Below are 24689 nucleotides of genomic sequence, written 5' to 3' on the forward strand. Positions count from 1 at the left end.
AAACGTCCGGGGGCGGCCATCCGGCGGGCCGCCCCCGGACGTGTTTCCGGTCCGCTTGGCCGAAACTGCTCGGCCGTAGTGCCGCAGATCCGCCCCGGCCGTTGCCCGGCCCCGGCGAAGGCCGCTAGACACAGCATGTCCTGGTCCGGCGACCGGCTCACGGGTGATCACGATGACGGTACGGTTCCGTCTGCTCGGCCCAGTTGGCGTGACGGTGGACGACCGCGCGATCGAACTGGGCCATCCGCAATTGCGCTGCATGGCGGCGGTGCTGCTGATCGAGGCCAACCAGACGGTCGCGATGGACGAGCTCATCGACCGCGTCTGGCCCGACGGCGCGCTCCCCCGGCAGCCGCGCCGGGCGGTGCAGCACAACATTCCGTTGCTGCGCAGGGCGCTCGCTCCGGTTCCGGAGGTCGCGCTCACCCGCGACGGCTGCGGTTACCGGCTTTCCGTGGAACCGGACGCGATCGACCTGCACCGCTTCCACGCGCTGCTGGCCCAAGCCCGCGCCGCGCAGCACCACAATCCGGACGAGGCGGATACCCGTGCCGCGGCCGCACTGGAACAGGCGCTGTCGTTGTGGCAGGGCAAACCTTTCTCGGACCTCGCCGCCGCGGCCGACATCCCGTGGCTGTGCGCGCTGCGTGCCGCGCTCACCGCCCGCCAGCGAACCGCCCGGCTGGATCTGACCGACATCCGGCTGCGCCAAGGCAAACACGCCGAACTGCTCGCCGAACTCGCCGCCGGCACCGCGAGCCACCCGTTCGACGAACGCCTCGCCGGACAGTACCTGCTGGCCCTCTACCGAAGCCGCCGCCAAGCCGAGGCGTTGCAGCATTACCACCGCCTGCAACGGGTTCTTGCCGACGAACTCGGCACCGACCCCAGCCGTCCGCTGCGCCGGCTGCACGAGCAGATCCTCGCCGCCGACCCCGCATTGGCCGCGCCCGCACCGGAACCCGCGACGCGGCCGCCAGTCCCCCGGCAACTGCCGTGCCCGCCCCGGCTGTTCGCAGGCCGCAGCGCCGAACTCGTCCACCTGGACCGGCACATGGACCTGGCGGGAACCGTCGCGATCGGCGGCACCGGCGGAATCGGCAAAACCTGGCTGGCGCTGCACTGGGCACACCAGCGGCTCGGCCGCTTCCCCGACGGGCAACTGCACGTCGACCTGCACGGTTTCGATCCTGCCGGACAGCCGATGTCCGCCGCCGAGGCGATCCGCGGCTTCCTGGACGCCCTCGGCGTCGCCTCCTGCGCGATCCCCGCCGACCTCGAAGCGCAGATCGGGTTGTACCGCAGCCTGCTCGCCGGGAAGCGGATGCTGCTCCTGCTGGACAACGCCCGCGACATCGACCAGGTCACGCCCCTGCTGCCGGGCACTCCGACCTGCGCGGTCCTGATCACCAGCCGCCGCCACCTGGTCGGCCTCGCCGCGCTGTACGGCGTGCACCTGCTCAACCTGGACGTACTCCCCGACCCCGACGCTCGCGAACTGCTCGCCGGGCACCTCGGCCCAGACCGCTTGGCCGCCGAACCCGACACGGTCGCCGACCTGCTCACGATGTGCACGGGTTTGCCGCTGGCCGTGCGCATCGTGGCCGCGCGCGCCCAGCACCACCCGACGTTCCCGCTGGCCGTGCTCGCCGAAGAACTTCGCGACGCCTCGGCCCGCCTGGACGGCTTGAACGCCGGTGGCCTGCGCGTGAATCTGCGCGCGGTGCTGTCGTGGTCAGTGCGTGCCCTCAGCCCGCAGGCGACGCGCCTGTTCAGCTTGCTGGGCGTCGCGCCCGGTCCCGACATCAGCCTCGCCGCCGCCGAAGCTCTGGCGGCGTTCCCGGCCGCCCAGTTGCGCACGGTGTTGCGCGAACTGGAGATCGCTTCCCTGGTGCAGCAACACGTTCCGGGCCGATACCGGATGCACGACCTGGTGCGCCTCTACGCCGGCGACACCGCCCAGCACACCCTCACCGAAGACACCCGCGACGCGGCGCTGCAGCGAATCCTGTACTTCTACACGCACACCGCCCACGCCGCCGACCGGCTCCTGAACCCGCGGCAGGACTCAGTCCCGCTCGACCCGCCCGCGCCGGACGTCCTCCCCCATCCCCTGCCCGACGCGCTGGCGGCGCTGGCTTGGTGCAACACCGAACACGCCTGTCTGCTCGCCGCCCAGCACACCGCGACGACGCTCAACCCGGCTGGCTGGAAGCTGGCCTGGGCGTTGGAGACCTTCCACGCCCGGCTGTCGCGCCTCTACGACCGTCTCGCGCGGTGGCAGGCCCCGGCTGATCTCGCTACGACTCCTCGCCGAGGTAGCGCGTCTGGTCCTTCTGCCGGTTGACCTCTGTCGCGTAGTACTCCTCCGCCAACTGATGCGCCCGACGCTCGATCAGACCCAGCTGCGTCGCCAACTCCTGCCCTGCCTCCGACCGATGCGTCGCGAACCACTTCGGAAGATTGAGATACGTCTGCACCGACAGCGGCAAATCCGTCCGCGCCAGCAACAACACCCGATGCTGCACCTCCGGGCTCGCCGCCAACCGGACAGGATCCGCCAGCAGATCCGACAGCATCTCCGCCACCCGCCGCACGGAGTCCACAGTGGACTCCGGGAGACGTCCGGAGGCCGTCCGCACCAGCTCAGCCAGCGACGAGCGAACCTCGGCCGCCTCCACCGACGGGTCCACGACGAGCCGCACCTTCTCCGGCGGGCCGAGCAGCGCGCCCGCCGCGTACAGCACGGCCAGCACCACGAACATCAGCCACAACGGGCCGATCACGCCGAGCACGTACAGCAGCAGCCCGACCAGCGCGCCGACGCAGCCGAAGATGTTCTTGGTGGAGGAGAACCAGCGCCTCATTGGTACCCGCGAATCTCCTGGAACACGCTGGCCAGCTGCACGTTCCTGGCGTCGAAGACCTTCCCGCCGGTCAGCGCGGCGACCTGGCCGAGTTCGTCGCCGCTGCCCTCGCCGAACAGGACCGTGAAGACCGGGATCTGCCGCATCGCGGGCGGCAGCGAGCCGAACGCCGCCTTGAACGCGGCGAGGTCCGAGCCGCTCTCGTTCTGGCCGTCGGTCATCAGCACGATCGAGTTGAAGCGGTCCGGGTCCTTCGCCACCAGCGGCTCCAGCACCTGATAGCCGTGCTGGAGAGTGTCGTAGATGGCCGTGCCGCCGTTCGCGGTCAGGCCGCTTACGTAGTCCTTGATCTTCGCCAGTTCGGGCTGCGGATACTGCGCGGGGACGGTGAACGTCGCCGGGGTCCCGGGCTGCGTGCTGAACGGCAGCATGGTGACTTCTTCCCGGCTGCGGAACTGCCGATAACGGCCGACCAGCGAACTGTCCGCACCAGTGAGTCCGGTCAACGCCGAACGCAGCGCCTCGATCCGGCCGTCCCGCATCGACCCCGACGTGTCCAGCAGGTACAGCGTGCGCGAAGGGCGGCGGATCTTGCTGAAGTAGGCCGAAAGCAACGCGTCGACGGCTTGCTGCGTGGCGGGGAACGGCAGCTCCACCAGGTCGTGCGAAGCGAACTGCTGCCCGAGTTGCACGCCGGGGACGGCCGGACGACGTTGCGTGGTGGTCATGATCTTGCGTTGCGCATCGGGCGTCCGGAGGTAGTCCGAGAGCTTCTGGTGTGCCGCACGGGCAGTGTCGCTCGCACCGTTGAGCAGGGTGAGCGGGTAGTCGGCGGTGACGACGCCGTCCGTCGGGTAGATCAGCGTCAGCGGCTGGGGCAGCTTGCCCGAGGCGTTCAATGACAGCAGCACGGACTCGTAGTTGACCAGCCCGTCGACCTTCTGCCCCGGATCCTGGCCGCTCGCGCGCCGCTGGAACGCGTCGGACAGCCAGCCCGACGAGCCCGCCGACATTTGCTGCGCGCTGAAGAATTGTGTGAGCTGCGGCGTTACGGCCTCGACCTGCTTCGCGTCGACAGCCGCGCCCGCACCGGCGAGCGCCGAAGCGACCCCGACGAGCGCGGAGAAACCCGAGTTCGACGCCGACGGGTCGGTCATCCCGTAGCTGAACTCCTTCTTTCCCGCCGCCACGGCGATGTCGCCCCAGGTGGGTGCCTTCTTGTCCCACCCGAGCCGCTGCGCGACCGGTGCCGAGAGCCCCAGCACGACCGGCGAACGCATGATCTTCGCCTGGTTGCCGAGCCGCTTGTTCGCTTCGGGAATTCCTGCGGGATAACGGTTCGAGGAGAACCACACCGCGTCGTATTTGCCGTCGACACTGCCCTTCGCGAGCGCGTCCGCGCCCTCCAGCGTGCCGGTGAAAGTGAATTTGACCCGTACCCCGGTCGCCTTCGCGGCTTCGTCGAGCACCGGTTGCAAATCGGCCAGCTCGCTGCCCGCGAACACCCGCAAGGTGTCCGCCGAGGGCTGGCCCGGGTCAGTCGATCCGGCCGACGAACAGCCAGCCAGCAGCACCGCGGCCAGCGCCAGTACGCCGAGTTTCCTCACAGCTCCCCCTCGTGCGACCGGCGCAGCCGATCTTCCGCGCGGCGCAACTCCCCGGACAGAGAATCCACAGTGGACGCCATATGCGACACCGCTTCGGCCTTGAACCCGTCGATCGCGTCGAACGCCGCGTAAATCCGGTCGAACGACTCGCGCAGCGTGTCCGCCGCGACCGCCGGATCACTCGAAGCCTTGCGGATCTCCTCGCTCTGCGACCGCAACAGCTCCGCGTTCGCCCGAAGCAGCCCGTTCGTGGTCGCCTGCAACGCGTTGACCTCATCGAGTACGTCCCGCTGGTTCGCCAACGCGGCACTCACCAACATCGCGACGCGCAGCGCGGAAACCGTCGTGGTCGCTGCCCGCTCGACGCCGCGAATCAGCTCGTCATTGGTCCGCCGCACCAGATCCAGCGCGAGATATCCCTGCGCGCTCACCGCCAGCTGCGTGAGCACATCCTGGTGCCGCTGACGAATCGGATACAGCAAATCGGCCCGCAAAGCGTTGGCGTGCGCGGGATCCGTGAGGTCGAAGACGCCCGCCTGCCGATCGATCGCCCCGTCGACCGCCTCCGCGAACGCGGCCGCTTCAGCCAGCTTGCCGAGCGTCGCCCAAAGCCGCTCACGCTCGCCTTTGATCGCCGCGTTGTCGCGTCGCAGCACGTCCTGCCGCACGCGCAACTCGCGGACCAGCGCGTTCACCGGCTCATTCGCCGCCCGGTACCGGTCGAGCGCCCGCTTCGCACTGGCTGCGGCGGGGAAGATCCCGAGCAGTTTACGGCCGGTGACCGGCAGCTTCGCCGGATCGAGTCCCGCGACCGTAGCGCGCAACTCGGTCAAGCTCGCCGTCACTTCCTGGTGCGGTGAACGAGCGGCGTCGAGCGCCTTGGCCGAGCGGTCGAGCATCGTCCCCGCGACCGTCGCCGCCGTGCGCATGTCCGCCTCGCCGACCGCGAGGATTTCGTCCAGCAACGCCGTGAATTCGGGAGACTTGACGTCCAGCGCTTCGAGCCGCGCGGCGAATTCGTCCGCCCGCTCGGAGATCTGCGCTCTCGTATCGTCGCCGAGCACGATAAGCCCCGCAGCACGTTCCGCGGGGACCGCCGCCACCGGCTCCGGCGGGGTGAGGGTGAATTCGTCCATCAGTACTGTTTCTGGATCGCGTCGAGCATCCGCTCCAGCGTCTCGAAACTCGGCGGCTCGACGGCGTCGACGAGGTCGCCCGGCACCTTGGCCTGCGCGGCAACCTCGCGGAACACCTGCGGATTCGTCGTGCGGAACCCGAACGCGGCGGCGAGTTTGCCGAGTTCCGGATCCGTCGACAGCAGCTGGCCGACCTTGTTTCCGTTGGCGGAGAACGGAACCAGGGTATGCTTGGAATACACCGTCGGCGCCGGGTAAAGCATCCGCATGTCCGGACGGATCGAACCGTCCCTCCGCAGCACCCGGTCGACGTACTGCGATTCGTAGATCAACGCGAGCGGCGTCTTGCCCATGCCCGCGGACAGGTAGTCCTCGAACGGTCCCTCGGTGCTGTTCTGCGTGTACCCCTGGTCCAGGAACAACTTCGCGACCTGCGGCAGGGCCTTCGCCTCCTGGTCCGGGCCGGAGACGACGTTGTTGCCGTTGGCCACGAACGAAACGATGGACAGGTACATCGCCGCGGAATTCGACTCGCGCGGATCGGTTGTGGTCACGAGGACGTTCTTGCGCACCGGATAGGCCGTGTTGTTCGGCAACTGGTCCCAGCGGGTGCCCGCGAGCTGGAGGTACTTCGCGATGTCGAGCACCTGGTAGTCGCCCGCGCCCTTGTGCACCACGCCGTTGCCGCTCAGCAGCTGCACGATCGGTTCGAACGTCGCGACCGCCATCGGCGACTGGAACGGCGTGTAAACCGTCGTGACCTTCTTGTCGCGCTGGATCTTCTGCGCGGCCGGCGAGGACGACGGGAACGCGAACTCGTACTTCGCGAGGTCGACGGTCGTGGCGATCTGGCGCGACCCCGCGGTGTCGACCTCGACCTTCAGCCCCTGCTTGGCGAACGCGTCCACCACGCGCTGATCAGTGAAGAAGGCCTGCTTCTCCGACCCGATCACCCCGCGCACGACGGTCAGCCCGCCGCCGCCCGCCTGGTCGCCGCCGGAACGCCCCCAGACGACCACTCCCGCCACGGCGAGCACCAAAACCACAGCCAGCCCGATCGACAACCGGCGCTTCACGAACCCTCCCCCACGTCACCTCGAATCCTTCATCTTTTGACGCGCCGCACGGGAGTTTCGGCGTGAACGGTCGATGAACACCCGGGGTTCCGGTGGCGCGGTGACGGGATGGCCGCGGCGGCGGGGATTTTCTTACGCGGGAAGGTCTTCGAGACTGAGCCGGTACCAGTCGTGCCGGGTCACGATGTGCAAGTCCGCGCCCCGCCCGAAAACCCGGGCCTCGCGCGGGACTTCCCCGCCGTCCGGCAGGACGAGCCGGTACTCCCCGGTCACGCGGAACTCATTGTCGCCCAGAACCCCGGCGACCAGCCGATCCCGGACGGGCTCGTAACCGCCGTACAACGCCAGCCGGGAACCACGCACTGCCAAGGCGGCGGCACCGCGGATTTCGTTGTGCCAGCCGGTCACACTGCCGTCGTGGATCCGGACGATGGGCCATTCGGTGTAGAAGCACGCCCACGCGGTCTCGCCGTCGACGTTGAGGGCGTAGCAGTCCAAGATGCGGCCCCACACCAGCCGCGCGGAATCGGGGTAACGCCATTGCTCGGTCAAGTCGGCGGAGAACCGGACCAGCCCGCTCCGGCCGACGGGAGGCGCGGCGCCATCGACTCCCCAGCCGTGCGAGCCGAGGACGCCTTCATCGAAGTAGCCGACCCAGATCTCGCCGTTCCGGGTGGCTTGCACGTGGTCGATGCCGTCACCGAAAGTCTGCTCGGCTACTGCCTCGCCGTCGCAGTCGTAGACGACCGCATTGCGGTCCGGCCCTTCGGACCGCCAGGCGCACCGCGCGTCGACCAGCAGCACACGGCCCTCCGGCAGCGGCTGCACCGACGGATGCGCCAGCCGGAGATCAGCAATCCGCGCGGCGACCGCCATCTCCGGCACGTGCACAGTCACCCGCACCGGACGCACCTCCGAAAACCTCGCCGTGCGATCCGCCGGAGCCGACCACACCGCCATCAACTCACCGAACGGCCCGATCGACTCCGAAATCCGCACGTCCCCCTGCCGCGGCGGCACGATTCGCGAGTGATGCCAGGCCTGGACGGCCGGCAGAGCCAAGACCGCCGCCCGCCGCGCCGCGTTCTTCCGCTCTCGCTCGTTCACCGCGGTATCCGACCATCCCGACGTCCGCTCGCTCCACCGCGTTTCCCGCGAGCCGCCGCTCCCGCCGACGTCTCCGCGCGAACCCGCCGGTCCGGCCGGAGAAATCAAGCGGCGTCCTCTTCCAGCTCGTACACCGTCACGAGGACCAGCGTGGCTGCTCAGCTCGGGTTGAGGTCGAGGCGGAGAAAGTCCCGGACCGGCTCCGCTTCCGACGAGCCGATGCGCTCGAAGATCTCCAGCGCGGCACGCAAACACTCTCGCGCGCCGTCCTGATCGCCTCGCGAAACCGCGCACCGGCCGAGCCCCGCCAGCGCCTGGGCCTCTTCCAGCGGGCTGTTCACCTCACGGGCCAACGGCAGCGCACTCCGATACCGCGCGCCCGCCTCCCCCACCTGCCCGGTCGCCAGCAGCAGCGCGCCCATGTGGTTGAGCGTCTCGGCCTTGCCGAGCTGGTTGCCCAGCTCGGTGAAGATGTCCAGCGCCTCGGCATGGCACTGGTCCGCGGCCTCGAGCTCCCCGACCAGACGCAGGGCCGCACCGAGTTCGTTGAGCCCGAATCCTTCGCCCAGCCGGTCGCCCAGCGAGCGGGAGATGGCCAGCGCCTCGTGGTGCGCGTCGACCGCTTTCCGCGGTTCGCCGATCATCCGCCAGGCGACGGCGAGGCTGTTCAGCGCGAACGATTCGTGGAAGCCGTCGCCGAGCCTGCGGAAGCCCCCGACCGCGCGGGTGTTCGCGTCGACCGCACCGGGGAGATCGCCGATCGCCCGCCGTGCGACGCCCAGCTCGTTCCAGGCGTCCGCCTGCCCTAAGAGGTCGTCCAGTTCCTCGTAAATGCTGAGCGCGTGCTCGTGCGAGCCGACCGCGGCCCGGTAGTCGCCGCTGACCAGATACAGGATGCCGAGTTCGTTGCGGGCGTGGGCTTCCCCGCTGCGGTCACCGAGCTTCAGCAGCATGGCGAGCGCACGCTGGAAAGCTTCGGCCGCACCGGGGTAGTCGTCGAGACAGCGCCGGACCGCGCCGAGTTGACCGAGCGCGGCGGCCTGCCCCGCCTCGTCTCTCAGTGCGGTGTAACTCTCCAGGGCTGCCGCGTGCGAGGTCGCCGCGGAGGTGTAATCGCCGATGCGTCGTTGCACACCTCCCAAATGGTTCAACGCATGCGCCCGAGCTGCCTCGTCGCCGTTGTGTTCCGCCGCGCGCACCGCGGACTGGTGCAGCCGCAACGCCCGGTCCCATGGCCCGGCGACGTAGAGAAACTTGGCCAGGCACGCCGACAGGTCAACGACGTGGTGATGCCAGCCATGCCGGATCGCGTGGTCCGCGCAGGCCAGCAGGTTCACCGCCTCGACGCGCATCCATCGCCAAGCCTCGATGCTGCTGCCCACCCGGGTGCCGCGCGCCGTCCGTCGCCGGGGTGAGCGGGCTTCGCGGAGGCCGTCGGTGGTGACGTCCTTGGCGATGTGCGCGGCCGCGTCGGCAGCCGTGTCGCAGTAGTAGTCGAACAGCCTGCAGACGGCCCGTTCGGTCTCCTGCGGGTCGTCGGCGTTGCTGAGGTTCCGGGAGTACTCGCGGATCAGGTCGTGCATCCGGTAGCGGTCGAAGGCGGGCTCTTCGAGCATGTGGTCGTCGTAGAGGGCCCCGAGGTGCGCGCCGGCCTCGGCCACCGGGAGGTCGGCCATCGCCGCGGTCGCGTGCGCGTCCAGTTCCGGGCCGGGGTGCAGCCCGATGCGGCGGAAGAACCGCTGCTGGCCGGGGCCGAGTTCGCGGTAGGACAGGTCGAAGGCCGCGGCTACCTCGATGTCCTCGGCCCGCAGCCTGCCCAGCCGGTCGTGCGTCGAATCCAGTTCGTCGGCCAGGTCCTTGACAGTCCACTGTGGACGGCTGCGCAGCCGTCCCGCCAACAGGGTCACCGCCAACGGCAGCCAACCGCACAGGCGCACCACCCGTTCGACGGCTTCGCTCTCCTCGGGCCGGACGGACCGGCCGGACAATCGCACGAACAACGCGGACGCTTCCTCGGCGGGCAGGACGTCCAGCGCGACCGAAACCGCCCCGTCGAGGGCAGTGAGCCTGCGGCGGCTGGTGATGATCACCAGTGCTCCGGCAGCCGCGGGCAGCAACGGTTCGACCTGCTGGTGGCTCAGCGCGTCGTCCAGGATCAGCAACACCTGTTTGTCCGCCAGCCGATCCCGCCACAGCGCCGCCCTGGCGTCGAGCCCGGCGGGCATCTGCCGCACAGTCACGCCGATCATGGTCAGCAGCGACGCGAGCGCGTCCGCCGGTCCCACGGGCCGTTCGCCGGGGGTGTGCCCGTGCAGCCGCAGGAACAGCTGACCGTCCGGAAACCGTTCCGCGAGAAGGTGTCCGGCGTGCACGGCGAGCGCGGTTTTCCCGACCCCGGCCATCCCGTCGATCGCGTGGATGGCGACCATGCAGCCGGGATGGACCGCGTCGGTGATCTCCTTGAGCACGTTCTCCAGCTCCGCGGTCCGGCCGGTGAACGCGGGAGCGTCGCGGGGAAGCGTCCGTTTCGCCAGCTGAACGCATCCGTCTTCCCGGTCGGCTCGCGGCGACGAGTGCGGGACCGGCTGGTCAGCGGGCTCGGCGACGGCCGGCGGCTCCCCGGCCGGCCACGGGTCGCCGGGCAGGCTCGTCCAGCCGGTCGTCTCGCTTCCCTTGAGCGACACCGGAAAGGGCCGCCAGGTCTCCGCACGGCTGCCTTGGCTGTGCCGCACGACCTCGTCGAAGAACCACGGCGAAACCATCATCGCGAGAACACTCGAGGACCCGGCCAGCACGGACTTCAACGCCGCCGACTCGACCAGCCGGAACGCGAGCACGACCGCGTTCGAGGTCACGCCGTGCTGGTCATAGTGGACCTCGCCGCCGTGCACCGCGAGCCGCAACCGGATCTCTTCCCCCGCGTCGGCGACCCGGTTGTGCACTTCCAGCGTCTCGACGATCGCGCTGGGAAGCGCTTCGGCGAAGGCCGCTTTCGGCACCTCCGGCGGGGCGAGCACGAGCACCCCGTCGCCGCGGTCCTCGTGGTAGCACGCCTCCCAGGGGATGCCGGCTTTCCGGAACGCCCGGCGCAGGGTCTGGTACATCGTGTCCCGGACGGACAGCTGGTTCCGGTTGGTCCGGCTCCGGTCGCTGAACCCTTCGACGTCGGCGACGAGGATCGTCCGGTGCACCGCCGCCGGCGGCGCCTGGCCGTTCCCTCGGCCGGGCAGGAGACCGAGGACGAACCGCTTGACCTGCCCGTAGACGAGCGAAGCGCGGTCCGCGGGCTTGCAGATGCCGACGTGGTCCGCGTCCACCGGAATCGGCCGGACCCTCGGCAGGCCCGGATTGGCCGACGCCTCGTCCACCACCCGGACCCGCCGCGTCAGGCGCGTTTCGAAGAACACCAGATTGGCGATCCCGGTCTCGTCCGCCCAATCCCGGTACCGGTCGTTGAGCTGCCGCAGGTACGCGCTGTTGCGGCGCAGGTCTTCGACCGCGGGCGTGCCCCGGTACAGCACGCCCAGCGCGTCCACCGCCCGGGTCAGCCCGGATCCGGTGTGCGGCGTGCCCAGGAAGACGACGCCCCTCGCCGCGGCGGCGAAGCACGCGAAATCGGTCCGGCTCTCCGCCGCGTGCAGCAGGATCTCCTTGACCAGCAGGCCGCCCATGCTGTGCGTGACAAAGCACAACGGACGCTCGCCGAGGCCCGCGTTCTGCAACTGCGCCATCAGGTTGACCGCACGGTCTGGCACCGGCATCGACTGGCCGCGCCATCCGCTGGACCAGGCGTCGTACCCCAGGGTCCAGACAGCGACGCCCGCGAGGTCGGCGGCGAGCCACCGCGGCCAGAACGTGCCGTCGCCGCCGCAGCGCCACGACGCGCGGGCATCGCCGTCCAGCCCATGGACGAACACGACGTCCAGAACCGCCCGGCGCGGGACATGCACTGCCACGACCGCCGTCACTGCCGATCTCCCCTGCGCGTCCGCCCTTCTCGCCCCCAGAGCCGCCACCGGCCCGCCACCACGGGCGACCGGCACAGTCCGGGCAGATCGCTCCGTCCGCTCAACGGTCGCACGGCTCGTTGCCGATGTACAAGAGTTCCCCGCCATCGCACCCGAGCGCCAGGAAGGCCGCGTCGGAGCCCCTGCGATGCGAAAACAGTGGTGCAGCTCCCGGATTTCTCGCCATCACGCCGAGAACCACCGTCTCCAGTGCGGTTTTCCCTCGCCCCGGTGCCGCATATCGTCCGTGTATCGGAAACCGCATACGTGCTGGCAACATGCCGCTGCCTTGACTGGCAGCCATGACCTACCGCGAACCGGCACGCGCCGCGGGCCCTCGGGTCCGATCGCTGGTTCCGGCGGCCGGGATCACGATCTACGGCTGCGGGCCCGACGAAGCCGCCCTGGTCGAGGAGGCGGTGTCCCGGTTGGGGGTGACACCGACTGTCACCTCGGCGGCGTTGTCCGAAGCCACGGTCGAACTCGCCGCCGGGAATCGATGTGTCAGCATCAGTCACAAAACGCGCATCACCAATGACACCTTGCACGCGCTCAGCGAGATCGGCGTCCAGTATCTCTCCACGCGGAGCATCGGCTGCAATCATCTCGACGTCGCGTACGCCGAGAAGCTCGGGATCTCGGTGGGAAACGTCGCGTACTCGCCCGACAGCGTCGCCGATTACACGCTCATGTTGATGCTGATGGCGATCCGCAACGCGAAATCCCTCATCCGCCGGACGGACGCGCACGATTACCGATTGAGCCCTACGCCAGGCAAAGAACTGCGCGACCTCACCGTGGGCGTCATCGGAACCGGCCGGATCGGCGCGGCGGTCATCGACCGGCTGTGGGGTTTCGGCGGGCAGAAGCTGGCTTACGATCTCCGCCCCCGGACGTCGGCCGATTACGTTCCCCTCGACGATTTGCTGCGGCAGAGCGACATCGTCACGCTGCACACCCCGCTCACCCCCGAAACCCGCCGTCTCCTGGACCAGCGCCGGATCGAGCAGATGAAACCCGGCGCGATCGTCGTCAACACCGGCCGCGGCGGGCTGATCGACACCGAAGCCCTGCTGTCGGCGCTGGAAAGCGGCAGGCTGGGCGGCGCGGCATTGGACGTCCTCGAAGGGGAGGAAGGGATGTTCTACGCCGACTGCCGCCGCGAACCCCTCGAGAACACGAATCTGGCGCGGCTGCAGAAGCTGCCGAACGTCCTGATCAGCCCGCACACCGCGTACCACACCGACCACGCGTTGCGCGACGCGGTGGAAAACAGTCTCCTCAACTGCCTGAATTTCGAAAGCTGGACAAACCATGGCTAAACTCAAGGTCGGCGTCGTCTTCGGCGGAATCTCCGAGGAACACCCCGTCTCGGTCAAATCCGCGCGAGAGGTCGCGAAAAACCTCGACCCGGAAAAATACGAACCGTACTGGGTCGGGATCACCAAGGACGGCGCGTGGAAGCTGTGCGACGGCCCCGGCGAAGCATGGGAAGACAGCGGTCGCCCGGCGATGCTGTCGCCGGACCGGAGCGTCCGCGGGTTGCTTGTCGAGGAGCAGGGCGAGTACGAGCCGGTCCGGCTGGACGTGGTGCTGCCGGTGCTGCACGGCAAGCTCGGCGAGGACGGCGCGATGCAGGGTCTGCTCGAACTGTCCGGAATCCCGTACGCGGGCTGTGACGTGCAAAGTTCCGCGCTGTGCATGGACAAATCCCTCGCGTACCTGGTCGTCGGCAGCGCGGGTGTCGCGACGCCGAATTTCTGGGCCGGCACCGCGGACGAGGACGTCGACGCGAGCAAGTTCTCCTACCCCGTCTTCGTGAAACCGGCCCGGTCCGGTTCGTCGTTCGGCGTCACCAAGGTCTCGCGCGAGGAAGATCTGCCGGGTGCGATCGCGGAGGCGGCGCGGTTCGACTCCAAATTGCTGATCGAGGAAGCGGTCGAGGGCAGCGAGGTCGGATGTGCGGTCTTGGGCAACGGCGCGGACCTGATCGTCGGCGAGCCCGACCAGATCCGGCTGTCGCACGGGTTCTTCAAGATCCACCAGGAGGAGAACCCGGAAAGCGGCTCCGAGAACTCGACCATCCTCGTCCCCGCGGACATCCCGGCGGAATCGCGCGCCCGTGTCCAGGCGACCGCGCGGACCGTCTACCGCGCGCTCGGCTGCCAGGGACTCGCCCGCGTCGACCTGTTCCTGCTCGAAGACGGCACCGCCATGCTCAACGAGGTCAACACTTTCCCCGGCTTGACCTCCTACAGCCGGTACCCGCGGATGATGGCGGCGGCCGGGCTCTCGTTCTCCGAAATGCTCGACCGGATGGTGTCGCTCGCGCTGGCCGGGACGCCCCGATGAAGCCCGGTTTCGCCTTCCTGGACGAGGCCGTGCCCGGGATCCGCTGGGACGCCAAGTACGCCACCTGGGACAACTTCACCGGCAAACCGGTGGACGGCTACCTGGCGAACCGGATCGTCGGCACCCACGCCTTGTGCGACGCGCTGCGAAGTGCGCGGGAGAAAGCCGCGACACTGGGTTTCGGCCTGCTGATCTGGGACGGCTACCGGCCGCAGCGCGCCGTGAACTGCTTCTTGCGCTGGGCGAAACAGCCGGAAGACGGCCGGAAGAAGCGCCAGCACTACCCGCACCTCGACCGTGCGGAGATGTTCGAAAACGGTTACGTGGCAACCAAATCCGGCCACACCCGAGGCAGCACAGCGGATTTGACCCTGTACCGCCTGGACACCGGCGAACTCGTCCCCATGGGCGGCGGCTTCGACCTGATGGACGCCGTCTCGCACCACGGCGCGCCAGGCATTACCGCAGCCGAGACGGCGAACCGGCAGCACCTGCGTTCCATCATGGAGGACTGCGGTTTCGCCGCCTACGAGTCCGAGTGGTGGCACTACACGCTGAAGGACGAGCCTTATCCGGACACGTACTTCGACTTCCTTGTCGCCTGATGGACATCAGAGCACCACGCGTGGTCGTCGCCGGAGGCCATTCGGCCGGGCACATCGAACCGGCGATGAACTTCGCCGACGCGCTACGGCGGTTGGAGCCTGCCGCGGAGATCACCGCGCTCGGCACCGTCCGCGGTCTGGACACGGTGCTGATCCCCGCTCGCGGCTACCCGCTGGAACTCATCCCGCCAGTCCCGTTGCCGCGCAAGGCGACCCGCGCCCTTCTGCACATCCCGTCCCGGCTGCGCGAGTCGATCCGGACCGCCGGGACGATCCTCGACCAGGTGCGGGCAGACGTCGTCGTGGGCTTCGGCGGCTACGTCGCCGCCCCGGCCTGCTTGGCCGCCCGCCAGCGACGGCTGCCGATCGTCATCCACGAGGCGAACATCCGCCCGGGAGCAGCCAACCGAATGGCCGCGCTTTTGACGCCGCACGTGTACACCGCCTCCCCGGACGTCCGGCTGAAACACGGCACCGCGATCGGCATCCCGCTGCGCCCGGCGATCACCGGACTCGACCGTCCCGCAACCCGCGAAGCAGCCCGACGCCGGTTCGGCCTCAACCCCGACGACCCGGTCCTGCTGGTCACCGGCGGTTCGCAAGGCGCCACCACGATCAACGCCGCCGCCTCCGGCGCAGCAGCCGCACTACGCGCGGCCGGGGTGCAAGTCCTGCACATCACCGGCCCGCGGCACACCGTCGAAGCGGAAGACCCGTCGTATGTCGTCCTGCCATTCGTCGACGAAATGCAGCACGCCTACGCCGCCGCCGACTTCGCGATCTGCCGTTCCGGCGCGATGACCTGCGCCGAACTGGCCGCAGTCGGCCTCCCCGCCGCGTTCGTCCCGCTGCCCGACCGCGGCGGCGAGCAACGGCTGAACGCCGGACCGATCGTCGCGGCAGGCGGCGCACTGCTCGTCAACGACGCCGACCTCACCCCGACCTGGATCGAAACCACCCTCCTCCCGATCCTCACCGACCCGGTCCGCCTAGCTGCGATGTCCGCCCGCGCCTCCGCGACCGGTGCGCCCAACGCGGACACCGTCCTAGCGCGGCACGTCCTGACGATCGCCGAACGACGTCGACCCGCCAGGTAGCCGCACCGTCACCCGAAGCCCGCCCGCGGCACCCGGCGCGAGAGAAAGCGTCCCGTCATGCGCCCGCGCGAGACTCTTCACGATCGCCAGCCCCAGCCCGACCCCAGCATGATCGCGGCGGATCCGCTCGGTGCCGCGCTGGAACGGCTCGGTGAACGTCCAGATCCGCTCCGGGCTGACTTCCTCCCCGGTGTTTTCCACCGTGAGCGTGCTCGACGTCGCGGAGGCGGTGGTGCGGAGCCGCACGGTCCCGCCTTCCGGCAGGTTGTGGACGATGGCGTTGTGCAGCAGATTCGTCGTCAGTTGCAGCAGCAGTGCCCGAGACCCGTGCACGGCAGTGACATCACCGGAGGTCTCAATGGTCACGCCGTGCTTCTCGGCAAGGGGAAGCAACGTCTCGGCGGCTTCTTCCGCCAGCAGCGACAGGTCGACGGGCTCCCGGGTGAACGAACGCTGATCCGCGCGGCTGAGCAGCAGCAAGGCTTCGGTGAGTTCGATCGCCCGTGTGTTCACGACGCGCAGACGCTCATGAAGCTCGTCGATATCGCATTCCGGGTCGTCGCGGGCGACTTCGAGCAGGCTCTGCGTGATCGCCAGCGGGGTGCGCAGTTCGTGCGAGGCGTTGGCGGCGAATCTCCGCTGTTCGGCGACGTGCGCGTCGAGGCGGGCGAGCATGGCGTCGAAGCTGTCGGCGAGTTCGCGGAACTCGTCGTCGCGGCCTTCCAATTCGATCCGGTGGGCGAGCGAGCCGGTCGCGGCCTGCCGGGTCGCGGCGGTGATCCGGTTCAGCGGGGCGAGCATGCGCCCGGCGAGGATCCAGCCGCCCAGCAGGCCGAACATCAGCAGGAGCAGCATCACGACGGCCGCGTCCGGCGCGAAATCCTTGATCAGGTCGCGGCCGGACGGGGCCATCACCACCGGCATGACCTCCAGCGCCCGGTCCTGGTAGTCCAGCAGGAAGAAGCCCACCGCGCCGAGCAGCAGCGTCCCGGCCAGCATGAGGAATCCGGCGTAGCTGAGGGTCAGTTTGAGCCGGACGCTCATCCCCGGCTCGCGGATCATCCGCGTTCCGCCCCGTCGTCGATCCGGTAGCCGACCCCGGGGACGGTCGCGACCAGCCACGGTTCGCCGAGCCGTTTGCGCAGCGCCGAAACCGTGATGCGGACGGCGTTGGTGAACGGGTCCGCGTTCTCGTCCCAGGCCCGTTCGAGCAGTTCCTCGGCGCTGACCACCCCGCCCTCGGCCGCGACGAGCACCTCGAGGACGGCGAACTGTTTCCGGGTCAGCGCGACGTACCGGCCGTCCCGGTAGACCTCGCGGCGGAACGGGTCGAGCTTCAGTCCCGCGATTTCGCGCACCGGCGGCCGGTTGTGCGCGCGCCTGCGGTCGAGCGCGCGCAGCCGGAGCACGAGTTCCCGCAGCTCGAACGGTTTGGTGAGGTAGTCGTCGGCGCCGAGTTCGAAACCGGAGACCTTGTCGTCGAGCCGGTCGGCGGCGGTGAGCATCAGGATCGGCATGCCGCTGCCGGACGCGACGACGCGTTTCGCGATCTCGTCGCCTGAGGGCCCGGGAATGTCCCGGTCGAGCACCGCCATGTCGTACGCGTTGACGCTCAGCATTTCCAGCGCGGTGTCCCCGTCCCCGGCGAGGTCGGCGGCGATCGCCTCCAGGCGCAGCCCGTCCCGGATGGCCTCGGCCAGGTAGGGCTCGTCCTCGACGATCAGCACACGCATGATCTCGATGCTACGAGCAGGCGCGTATCGCTGGCATATCCGAAACCGCGTACGCGCCGGCAACACCGGTTCGCCTTGGCTGAACGCCATGACCCGCAGCGAATCAGCACGAAGTCCCTTCCGGCGAACCGTCCGCCGCGTGCTTCGCCGTCGTGGCGCGCTCAGCGAGGCCGACGGAGCCGTCCCGTCCGGCACGACAGTGTTCGCCGAGATTCCCGCCGTGGCCAATCTCGACCCGGTGTTCCTGGAGGCGCTGCGCCGGGCGGCGAAGGACGCCGCGAACGACGGCGTCGAGTTCCGCGTCAACAGCGGCTGGCGTTCCCCGGCGTACCAGAATCAGCTTCGGCACAAGGCGATCGCCAAGTACGGCTCGGAACAGGAAGCCGCCCGCTGGGTAGCCACCGCCGACCGGTCCGCGCACGTCCTGGGGAACGCGATCGACCTCGGCCCCTCCGAAGCGACGGCGTGGCTGTCGGAACACGGTGCCGCGTATGGACTGTGCCAGATCTACCGCAACGAACCGTGGCACTACGAACTGCGTCCGGAGGCCATCGACCAGGGCTGCCCGCCGATGTACGCCGACCCTTCGCAGGACCCGAGATTGCAGCGTTAAGCCGGATCCGCCGCTAGCCGTTCCTGCAACCGCGCGTGCCGGAACTGGTACACCTCACCGACCTGACGCAGCACACCACGACGATGCGCGTCGTCGAGGAAACCCATCAGATCCAACGGGATCCGCTTCCGCGAGGCCAGCCACAACCGGCTGAACGTGTAGGCGCCCCAAGCCCGCGCGATCCACACACTCAGCCCCACGGCCAACCCGAACACCACACCGGCCGCCACCGCCTGCGCCGTGCTCGACGCCCGCGAGAAGACCTGGCCGCCGATGAGCACGCCAGCGAGGCCGTAAGCGAGGCTTCCCGGACTCCGCACCAAAAACCGGCCCAGCAACGCCGACGCCAGCCCGCCGGCGAAGGCCAGCGCCAGGTCGTAATGGTCGTTGAAGACGCCGAGGAACCGCGTTTCCTTCGTGAAGGCGAACGCCATCCCGTAGAACAAGCCCAGCGAAACGATGAAGGACAAGGTGAACGACAGCGTCGCGGCACGGTCGTTGCGCAGCACGCTCGCCGGACTCGACACCCGGCTCGCCTCGAGCGGCGTGTCCAGCCAGACGTGCACCCCGATCGCCAGTCCGAACACCACCGCGAGCAGGGCGATCACCCCGGCCGACAGCGACCACGCCAGTCCGAGGCACACCCCGATCAGCACCCCGACCGCGAACCGGCGCAGGAAACGGCCCGCGGTCCCGCGGAACCGCGCCTCCACCCGCAACGGGCCCGGCCGGCTGCCGACCGTATGCGTTACGCAACCGGCCACCGCGAACGACAGCCCGTAGATCGCCCCGATCACCGGACCCGCGGCGATCCAGCCGGTCAGCGCGAACAGCAACGCAGGCGGCAAGCCGAGGCAGAGCCCCAGGACCAGCCTCGGCACCGCACGATCCAACTGCCACCACGCGAGGTCGCGGCTCTGGTCGCGTTCCAGCTGCCGGGCGAAGAAGCTCAGCCAGCGTTGCGCCTGCTCCGCCGGGTAATCGCGCGGGCGGGTCGGCCGGTCGAGCCGGGCGGGCGGGGCCGGCCGCGAGGTGTAGACCACGGGCAGGTACTCGTCGAGCAGATGTCCCTCGATCGCCGCGCGGTCGGGAAACCTTGTCGGGTCGCAGAGTTCGCCGGGATCAGTCGAGGGATGCGCGTACGCCGTCCTGGCCAGATCGACCATCAGCGGCGTGCGAAGAGCCTGCGCCAGCGGGCTTTCCGGCTGCCGCCGCAACTGCCGGACGACCGGATCCCAGCGGGTTTCGCCGAAGCGCTGCCGTGCGGTGAGGAAGTCGATCGCGTCCTCGGTCTCGACCGGTTCGATCTCCACCACCGCCGCGCGCGACAGAAAGGTCCCGGACTGCTCGACCGCGGCCTCGTACTCGGTGCTGCGGCAGGTCACCACGAGCGGACGGCCTCCGGAGACGGCTTGGTCCAGCGCGTCGATCGCGGCGGTGTGCAGTCCGGGAGCCAGCTCGTCGAGACCGTCGAGCACCGGGATGATCCGGCCTTCGAGCACCAGCCGCAGCGCCGCGCCCTTTCCGTACGCGCCGGTGTTGGCCAGGCCCGGATACTCCTCGGCCAGCCGCCGGGCCAGCCAGCCGTGCAGGTGTTCCTCGCGCGGATTCCACGACGACAGCGGCAGCAGCACCGGCACCGGTTCGCCCGGCGGCGGGTCGGCCAGCAGCCCGAGCGTGAGCAGGATGGCCAGCACCGACTTCCCCGCGCCCGGTTCGCCGAGCACGACCAGTTGCCGCGCCGGGACCTGCCGGAACTTCGCGACGACGTCGGTGAGATCGCCGCTGAACGTCAGCCGGTCCGGATCGCCGGGCCGGCCGAGCACCGCGGGCGCGGCCGCGGCCACCGGACGTTCGGTGCTCGTCCAGGTCAGCGGCACCGGTTCCGGACGGTGCAGCGAACGGATCTCGGTCTCCGCGGTCCACTGGCGGACGATCGCCGCCGCGAGTTCCTCGGCCGCCCGATCGAGCTGGCTCGACGGCCGCTCCGCCCGAACCGGCTCCGCGACCGCCGGCTGTTCCGTCTCGCCGCGCAGGATCTGCTCGTGCAACCGGCGCACCTCAGCGCCGGGATCGACCCCGAGTTCCTCGGCGAGCTGGGTCCGCAACCGCTGAAACACCGCGAGCGCGTCCGCCTGCCGACCACTGCGATCCAGGGCGAGCATCAGCTGCGCGTACGGCCGTTCCCGCAGCGGATGCTCCTCGACGATCGCCCCCAGCTCGTCCACGACCTCGCGGTGCTGCCCGAGTTTCAGCTGCCAGTCGATGCACAGCTCCACCGCGTCGAGCCGCTGTTCCTCCAGCCGCGCCGCACGCCCGGCGAGCGCCGCGGCGTCCAGCCCGTCCAGCACCGGACCGCGCCACAGCCGCAACGCCGACCGGACTTTCTCGACCCCCTCGGCCAGCGCTCCGGCCTCCGCCGACTGGCGGGCGGCGGCAACGGCGTCGGCAAACCGAAGCCAGTCGACTTGCCGATGATCGACCGCGATCCGGTAGCCCGAGCCGTCGGTGACGATGAGCTGTTGTTTGGCATCGCCGAGCCGCTCTCGGAGCACCGAGACACAGTTCTGGATCTGCTTCGTGGCCGTCGCGGGCGGCTCGCCGTCCCACGTCGCCTCGATCAGCTTCGGCAGCGGGACGACCGAGTTCGGCGACAGCAGCAAACAGGCCAGCACGCGGCGGTGGCGCGCGCCGGGCACCGTCACCCGATCGGCTCCGGTCTGGATTTCCAGCGCTCCGAGCACGCGAAAATCCATTCCGCGATTCCCCTCCTCCGCTCCGGGGTCCGAGCATACCCGCGCAGGTCACCGGCACCGGGGATGCCGAAAGGACAGACCGGGGACAGCTTGGGGACGGCTCCGGGCAGGGTGGGAACCACGTCCGGCCCCCGAGGTGGGGACCTGGTCGCCGGCCTGCGGGCCGACGCGGTGGGGCCGGGCGGACATCCTCTGGGGAGGGGTGGGTGCTGGGGGTACTCGCCGCCGTTCGCCGGAAAAAACCGGGCGACGCGAGTGATCGTCTTCGTGACAATCGCGGCCATGGAGGAAGTCGAAATCATCGTCGCCCACCACGAACGCGCGACCCTGCGCGTCGGCGACGTGTTCCTGAAGGTCGACACCGATCAGGCGCGCGCCGACGCCGAGGTCGCGGCGATGGCGCTGGCCCCGGTCCCGACGCCGGAGATCCGGTGGCGGAAACCGCCCGTGCTGGCGCTCGCCGCCCTGCGCGGACGCGAACTCGGCCGCCCCGGCACACCGTCGGCCGCGTCCTCGGAAGCCTGGGCCGCCGCGGGAGCCGCCGCCCGGAAACTGCACGAGGCGCCGCTGCCGCCGTCCCCCGGCTGGAACCCCGACGAACTCGCCGCCGACCTCGACCGCGAATGCGCGTGGCTGATCGCGAACGACGCCCTCCCCGCCGGCCTGGTCACCCGCAACCACCAGATCGCCAAGGCGGCGCTGCGGCCGTGGACCCCGGTGTTCACCCATGGCGATCTGCAGGTGGCCCACGTCTTCGTCGAAGGCGACGAGGTCACCGGCATCCTCGACTGGTCCGAGGCCGCCCAGGGCGACGCCCTCTTCGACCTCGCCGCCCTGACGCTCGCCCACCAGGAACACCTCTCCGACGTCCTGGCCGGCTATGGCACAGACGTCGACCTCGACGCACTCCGCGCGTGGTGGTCGCTGCGCAGCCTCCGGGTGGTCCATTGGCTGATCGGCCACGGCTTCGACCCGGCTCCGGAGGTCGCGGTCTTGGAGGCACAGCTATTCCAGTACTAGAATAGCTGGCGTGCCTGCCCTCACCGACGCCGAACTGACCGTCCTCGGCCTGCTCGTCGAGCAGCCCCGGCACGGCTACGAACTGGAGCGGGTGATCGAGGAACGCGGCATCCGCGCCTGGACCGCGCTCGGTTTCTCCTCGATCTATTACGTCCTCGACAAACTGGCCAAACGCGGCCTGATCGAAGCCACCGGCGGCCCGCGCTCCGGGAAATCGCGCGCGACCTTCCAAGCCACGCCGTCCGGCGTCGAACTTTGCGCGGACGCCACCCGTGAAGCGCTCACCACCCTCACGCCGGTCCACGCGCGCGTCCTCATCGCCATGGCCAACAGCCCAGGCCTGCCGGACGCAGACGTGCATTCCGGACTGACCGCGCGGCTCACCGCGGTACGCGAACAACTCGCCGAGGTGCGGGCGACGCGCACCCGCCAAGAACCCCTGCCCGACGCCGCGGCGGCGATCTTCGACTACAGCGAAGCGATGCTCACGGCCGACCTCACCTGGACCGAGAGCGTCCTCAGCAAGGAGACCGCGATGGAGAAGTACGACGTCAAGAAGGCCCACCGCACGTTGTACGCGCCGCCTTCAAAGGACTTCACCGTCGTGGACGTACCCGCGCTTCAGTATCTCGCCGTCGACGGCCACGGCGACCCGAACACGGCGCCGGAGTACACGCACGCGGTCGAAGCGCTGTACGGAATCGCGTACTCGGTGAAGTTCGCCAGCAAGAAAACCCTCGGCCGGGACTTCGTCGTCGGACCGCTCGAAGGGCTGTGGCGCGCCGACGACCCCACCGTCTTCCTCACGCGGGAAAAGGCGAAGTGGGACTGGACGATGATGATCAATCAGCCGGATTGGGTCACCGAGGAGATGGTCCGCGAAGCCGCCGAAAGCGTCGCGAAGAAGAAGGACAACCCCGCGCTCGCCCGAGTTCAGCTGCGCACGCTGACCGAGGGCACGAGCGTCCAGATCCTGCACCTCGGCTCGTACGACGACGAAACGCCCACCCTGCACCGGCTCCACGACGAATACCTGCCCGAGCACGACCTGACCTTCAACGGCGACCACCACGAGGTCTACCTGAGCGACCCGCGCCGCACCGCGCCCGAGAAGCTGAAGACCGTTCTGCGGCAGCCGGTCAAGCCTCTTCGAACACGATCCGCTCCGGCGGAGTCGTGAGCTTCAGCGTCTGCCGCCGGACGGACAGGAGCGTGTGGAGTTCCGTCGCGTGCCCGTCGGGGATGGTGAAAAGCCGATCGTTGCGGGTGTCGACGTAGTCCGCGAACCCGGCGAGCGAGACCCCGTCGGTTTCGTCGAGGCTCAGGTAATCGACCAAACGGCGGAACAGTTTCGGCAACAGCACCACGTCGTCGCGCAATTGGGCGCGACTGGTCAGCCGGAACCCGCTGTTGGTGACGTCGTGCTCCCACACGCCGTTGCCCGCGGTGCGCGCCGCGACCGCCGCGTCGGCCATGGCCTGCCGGAGATCCGGATAAAGCTTGGAGTAGAACGTCGGATACGCCAGCCCGGTTTCGAGAAGACGGAAATTCGCCGACGCCTTCAGCGCTTTCGGATCAAGGTGCACGGACCCGCCGTCCGTGGAACGACCCGCGCGCTGCCCGGGAAACGCGAACGCGACCGCGCGGCCGTACTTGTCGGCGAACCGGGTCAGGATGTGCCCGCTCGTCTCCCCCGGCGTACTGGCGGAAACGCGGCCGCCTTCGTCGCGCTCGACCTTCGTGAAACCGAGGTACCGCAACAGTTCCGCGCCGGCGGCGTCCGCCAGCTCCTTGGGCTGGCGCCACAATTCCGCCCCGGCGACCCTCGGCCGGTAATGCGTCTCGAGCGCGTCGATCCCGTCGAGGCGCAACTGCACCCCGCCGCGGGAATTGGTCCGCACCTTGAGGTGGGCGGCGGAAAACGCGTCGGCGCGGTCGGGATAGAACCGGACCGAATCCCCGTCCGGGGAGGCCCCGACGACCCGGAACTGACCTTTGATCAATGTCAACGGCACGAGAATGACGGTAACTGCCGGAAGCGCCGGCAGTTACCGTGTTTCCCGAGCCGTCACCGACCGGTCACTCGTGTTGTTACCACTTGTCACGCCCCGTGCGTGCGCTATTACTGACAGGCTTCGCAATCCGGGTCGTCGATGCGGCAAGCGGCACCGTCGACGAGCGGAAAGTCGAAGTCGTCCAGAACGGGAACGACCGAGGCGGACTCTTCAGGCGTGGTGGGAGCAGACATATCCGTTGTAGCGCTCAAGATCGCCGAACATTCCGTGACGCCCGCCACAGCCTCAGGCCACCCAGTCCGGAAGAATCTTGTCCCCGTCCGCCGTCGCGCACGCCGGCACCACGCCCATCCGATACACCCGCGTACTCCCCGGCGCGCACGCGATCGCCACCAGGCCGCTTCGCGCGTCCGCCCGCACTTGCCGCTCCGCGTCAGCAGGCAGCACCACCGTCTCCCCTTCTCTTACGGCTTCAACGACACCGCCCACCGCGATCTCCGCCGCGCCGCCGAGAATCGTCCACACCTGCTCCGCATCGAACGCATGCACCGGCCCGACCGCGCCGGGCGCCATTTCGACTCTCCACACCGACTGTTGGCTGCCGCCCTGCGTCGGCGAAGCCAACGTCGTCATCACCGCGTTGGGCGTCTCCGTCCGACGGCTCTCCCGGATCACTGTCATGCGCCGCTCTCCCCTAA

Annotated in this window: 19 protein-coding genes; 8 read left to right on the forward strand and 11 right to left on the reverse strand. The window is 69.4% G+C overall.

Annotated elements, in window-relative coordinates; translation table 11 throughout:
- The first annotated feature begins 172 nt into the window (after positions 1-172).
- A complete protein-coding gene (locus H4281_RS19810) occupies positions 173-2347 on the forward strand; it encodes an AfsR/SARP family transcriptional regulator (protein ID WP_220507466.1) in 2175 nt (724 codons plus the stop codon).
- Here the strand turns inward: H4281_RS19810 and H4281_RS19815 are convergent.
- The 6 genes from H4281_RS19815 to H4281_RS45630 form a co-directional block, all read right to left on the reverse strand.
- Positions 2301-2867, reverse strand: coding sequence for a hypothetical protein (locus tag H4281_RS19815; RefSeq protein ID WP_182892415.1), 567 nt, complete (start codon positions 2865-2867; stop codon positions 2301-2303). The genes H4281_RS19810 and H4281_RS19815 overlap by 47 nt on opposite strands.
- Positions 2864-4474: a vWA domain-containing protein gene (locus H4281_RS19820; protein WP_182892416.1), complete on the reverse strand. Its 1611-nt coding sequence runs from the start codon at positions 4472-4474 to the stop codon at positions 2864-2866. Before H4281_RS19820 ends, H4281_RS19815 begins: the two co-directional genes overlap by 4 nt.
- Positions 4471-5610, reverse strand: a complete 1140-nt coding sequence (locus H4281_RS19825; protein ID WP_182892417.1) for a toxic anion resistance protein — start codon at positions 5608-5610, stop codon at positions 4471-4473. Before H4281_RS19825 ends, H4281_RS19820 begins: the two co-directional genes overlap by 4 nt.
- The gene (locus H4281_RS19830; protein WP_182892418.1) at positions 5610-6686 is read right to left on the reverse strand and encodes a hypothetical protein; all 1077 of its coding nucleotides are present in this window, start codon (positions 6684-6686) and stop codon (positions 5610-5612) included. Before H4281_RS19830 ends, H4281_RS19825 begins: the two co-directional genes overlap by 1 nt.
- Before the next feature lie 132 nt (positions 6687-6818).
- Complete coding sequence (locus tag H4281_RS19835) at positions 6819-7793, reverse strand: hypothetical protein (RefSeq protein ID WP_182892419.1); 975 nt, start codon at positions 7791-7793, stop codon at positions 6819-6821.
- Positions 7794-7951: 158 nt separating this feature from the next.
- Positions 7952-11761: a tetratricopeptide repeat protein gene (locus H4281_RS45630; RefSeq protein WP_182892420.1), complete on the reverse strand. Its 3810-nt coding sequence runs from the start codon at positions 11759-11761 to the stop codon at positions 7952-7954.
- A gap of 341 nt (positions 11762-12102) precedes the next feature.
- Here H4281_RS45630 and H4281_RS19845 point away from each other — a divergent pair, with 341 nt between their 5' ends.
- The 4 genes from H4281_RS19845 to H4281_RS19860 are packed head-to-tail and all read left to right on the forward strand — an operon-like array spanning position 12103 to position 15854.
- Positions 12103-13122: a D-isomer specific 2-hydroxyacid dehydrogenase family protein gene (locus H4281_RS19845; protein ID WP_182892421.1), complete on the forward strand. Its 1020-nt coding sequence runs from the start codon at positions 12103-12105 to the stop codon at positions 13120-13122.
- Entirely contained in the window at positions 13115-14152 is a 1038-nt protein-coding gene (gene vanA / locus H4281_RS19850; RefSeq protein WP_182892422.1) for a D-alanine--(R)-lactate ligase, read from the forward strand. Before H4281_RS19845 ends, vanA begins: the two co-directional genes overlap by 8 nt.
- Positions 14149-14757 carry a D-Ala-D-Ala dipeptidase VanX gene (gene vanX, locus H4281_RS19855; protein WP_182892423.1) on the forward strand — a complete coding sequence of 203 codons (609 nt, stop codon included), beginning with the start codon at positions 14149-14151 and terminating at the stop codon, positions 14755-14757. The genes vanA and vanX overlap by 4 nt, the downstream gene beginning before the upstream one ends.
- Complete coding sequence (locus tag H4281_RS19860; RefSeq protein WP_182892424.1) at positions 14757-15854, forward strand: UDP-N-acetylglucosamine--N-acetylmuramyl-(pentapeptide) pyrophosphoryl-undecaprenol N-acetylglucosamine transferase; 1098 nt, start codon at positions 14757-14759, stop codon at positions 15852-15854. The genes vanX and H4281_RS19860 overlap by 1 nt, the downstream gene beginning before the upstream one ends.
- Here the strand turns inward: H4281_RS19860 and H4281_RS19865 are convergent.
- Both H4281_RS19865 and H4281_RS19870 read right to left on the reverse strand, forming a co-directional pair.
- Positions 15804-16916 (reverse strand): sensor histidine kinase, encoded by a 1113-nt coding sequence (locus H4281_RS19865; protein ID WP_182892425.1) that lies wholly within the window; start codon positions 16914-16916, stop codon positions 15804-15806. The genes H4281_RS19860 and H4281_RS19865 overlap by 51 nt on opposite strands.
- Positions 16913-17587, reverse strand: coding sequence for a response regulator transcription factor (locus tag H4281_RS19870; protein WP_182892426.1), 675 nt, complete (start codon positions 17585-17587; stop codon positions 16913-16915). The genes H4281_RS19865 and H4281_RS19870 overlap by 4 nt, the downstream gene beginning before the upstream one ends.
- Before the next feature lie 88 nt (positions 17588-17675).
- Here H4281_RS19870 and H4281_RS19875 point away from each other — a divergent pair, with 88 nt between their 5' ends.
- Positions 17676-18200, forward strand: coding sequence for a M15 family metallopeptidase (locus H4281_RS19875; protein ID WP_220507467.1), 525 nt, complete (start codon positions 17676-17678; stop codon positions 18198-18200).
- Here the strand turns inward: H4281_RS19875 and H4281_RS19880 are convergent.
- A complete protein-coding gene (locus H4281_RS19880) occupies positions 18197-20956 on the reverse strand; it encodes a BTAD domain-containing putative transcriptional regulator (protein ID WP_182892428.1) in 2760 nt (919 codons plus the stop codon). The two genes, H4281_RS19875 and H4281_RS19880, sit on opposite strands and share 4 nt — an antisense overlap.
- Positions 20957-21238: 282 nt before the next feature.
- Here H4281_RS19880 and H4281_RS19885 point away from each other — a divergent pair, with 282 nt between their 5' ends.
- Positions 21239-21976 (forward strand): phosphotransferase family protein, encoded by a 738-nt coding sequence (locus H4281_RS19885; RefSeq protein WP_182892429.1) that lies wholly within the window; start codon positions 21239-21241, stop codon positions 21974-21976.
- Between the two features lie 10 nt (positions 21977-21986).
- Positions 21987-23156, forward strand: a complete 1170-nt coding sequence (locus tag H4281_RS19890; protein WP_182892430.1) for a GyrI-like domain-containing protein — start codon at positions 21987-21989, stop codon at positions 23154-23156.
- On the opposite strand, the gene H4281_RS19895 is transcribed toward H4281_RS19890, so the two are convergent.
- Complete coding sequence (locus H4281_RS19895) at positions 23116-23991, reverse strand: nuclease (RefSeq protein WP_182892431.1); 876 nt, start codon at positions 23989-23991, stop codon at positions 23116-23118. The genes H4281_RS19890 and H4281_RS19895 overlap by 41 nt on opposite strands.
- Positions 23992-24276: 285 nt before the next feature.
- A complete protein-coding gene (locus H4281_RS19900; protein ID WP_220507468.1) occupies positions 24277-24672 on the reverse strand; it encodes a cupin domain-containing protein in 396 nt (131 codons plus the stop codon).
- Positions 24673-24689: the final 17 nt, after the last annotated feature.

Source organism: Amycolatopsis dendrobii, from assembly GCF_014145675.1.
Lineage (GTDB): Bacteria > Actinomycetota > Actinomycetes > Mycobacteriales > Pseudonocardiaceae > Amycolatopsis > Amycolatopsis dendrobii.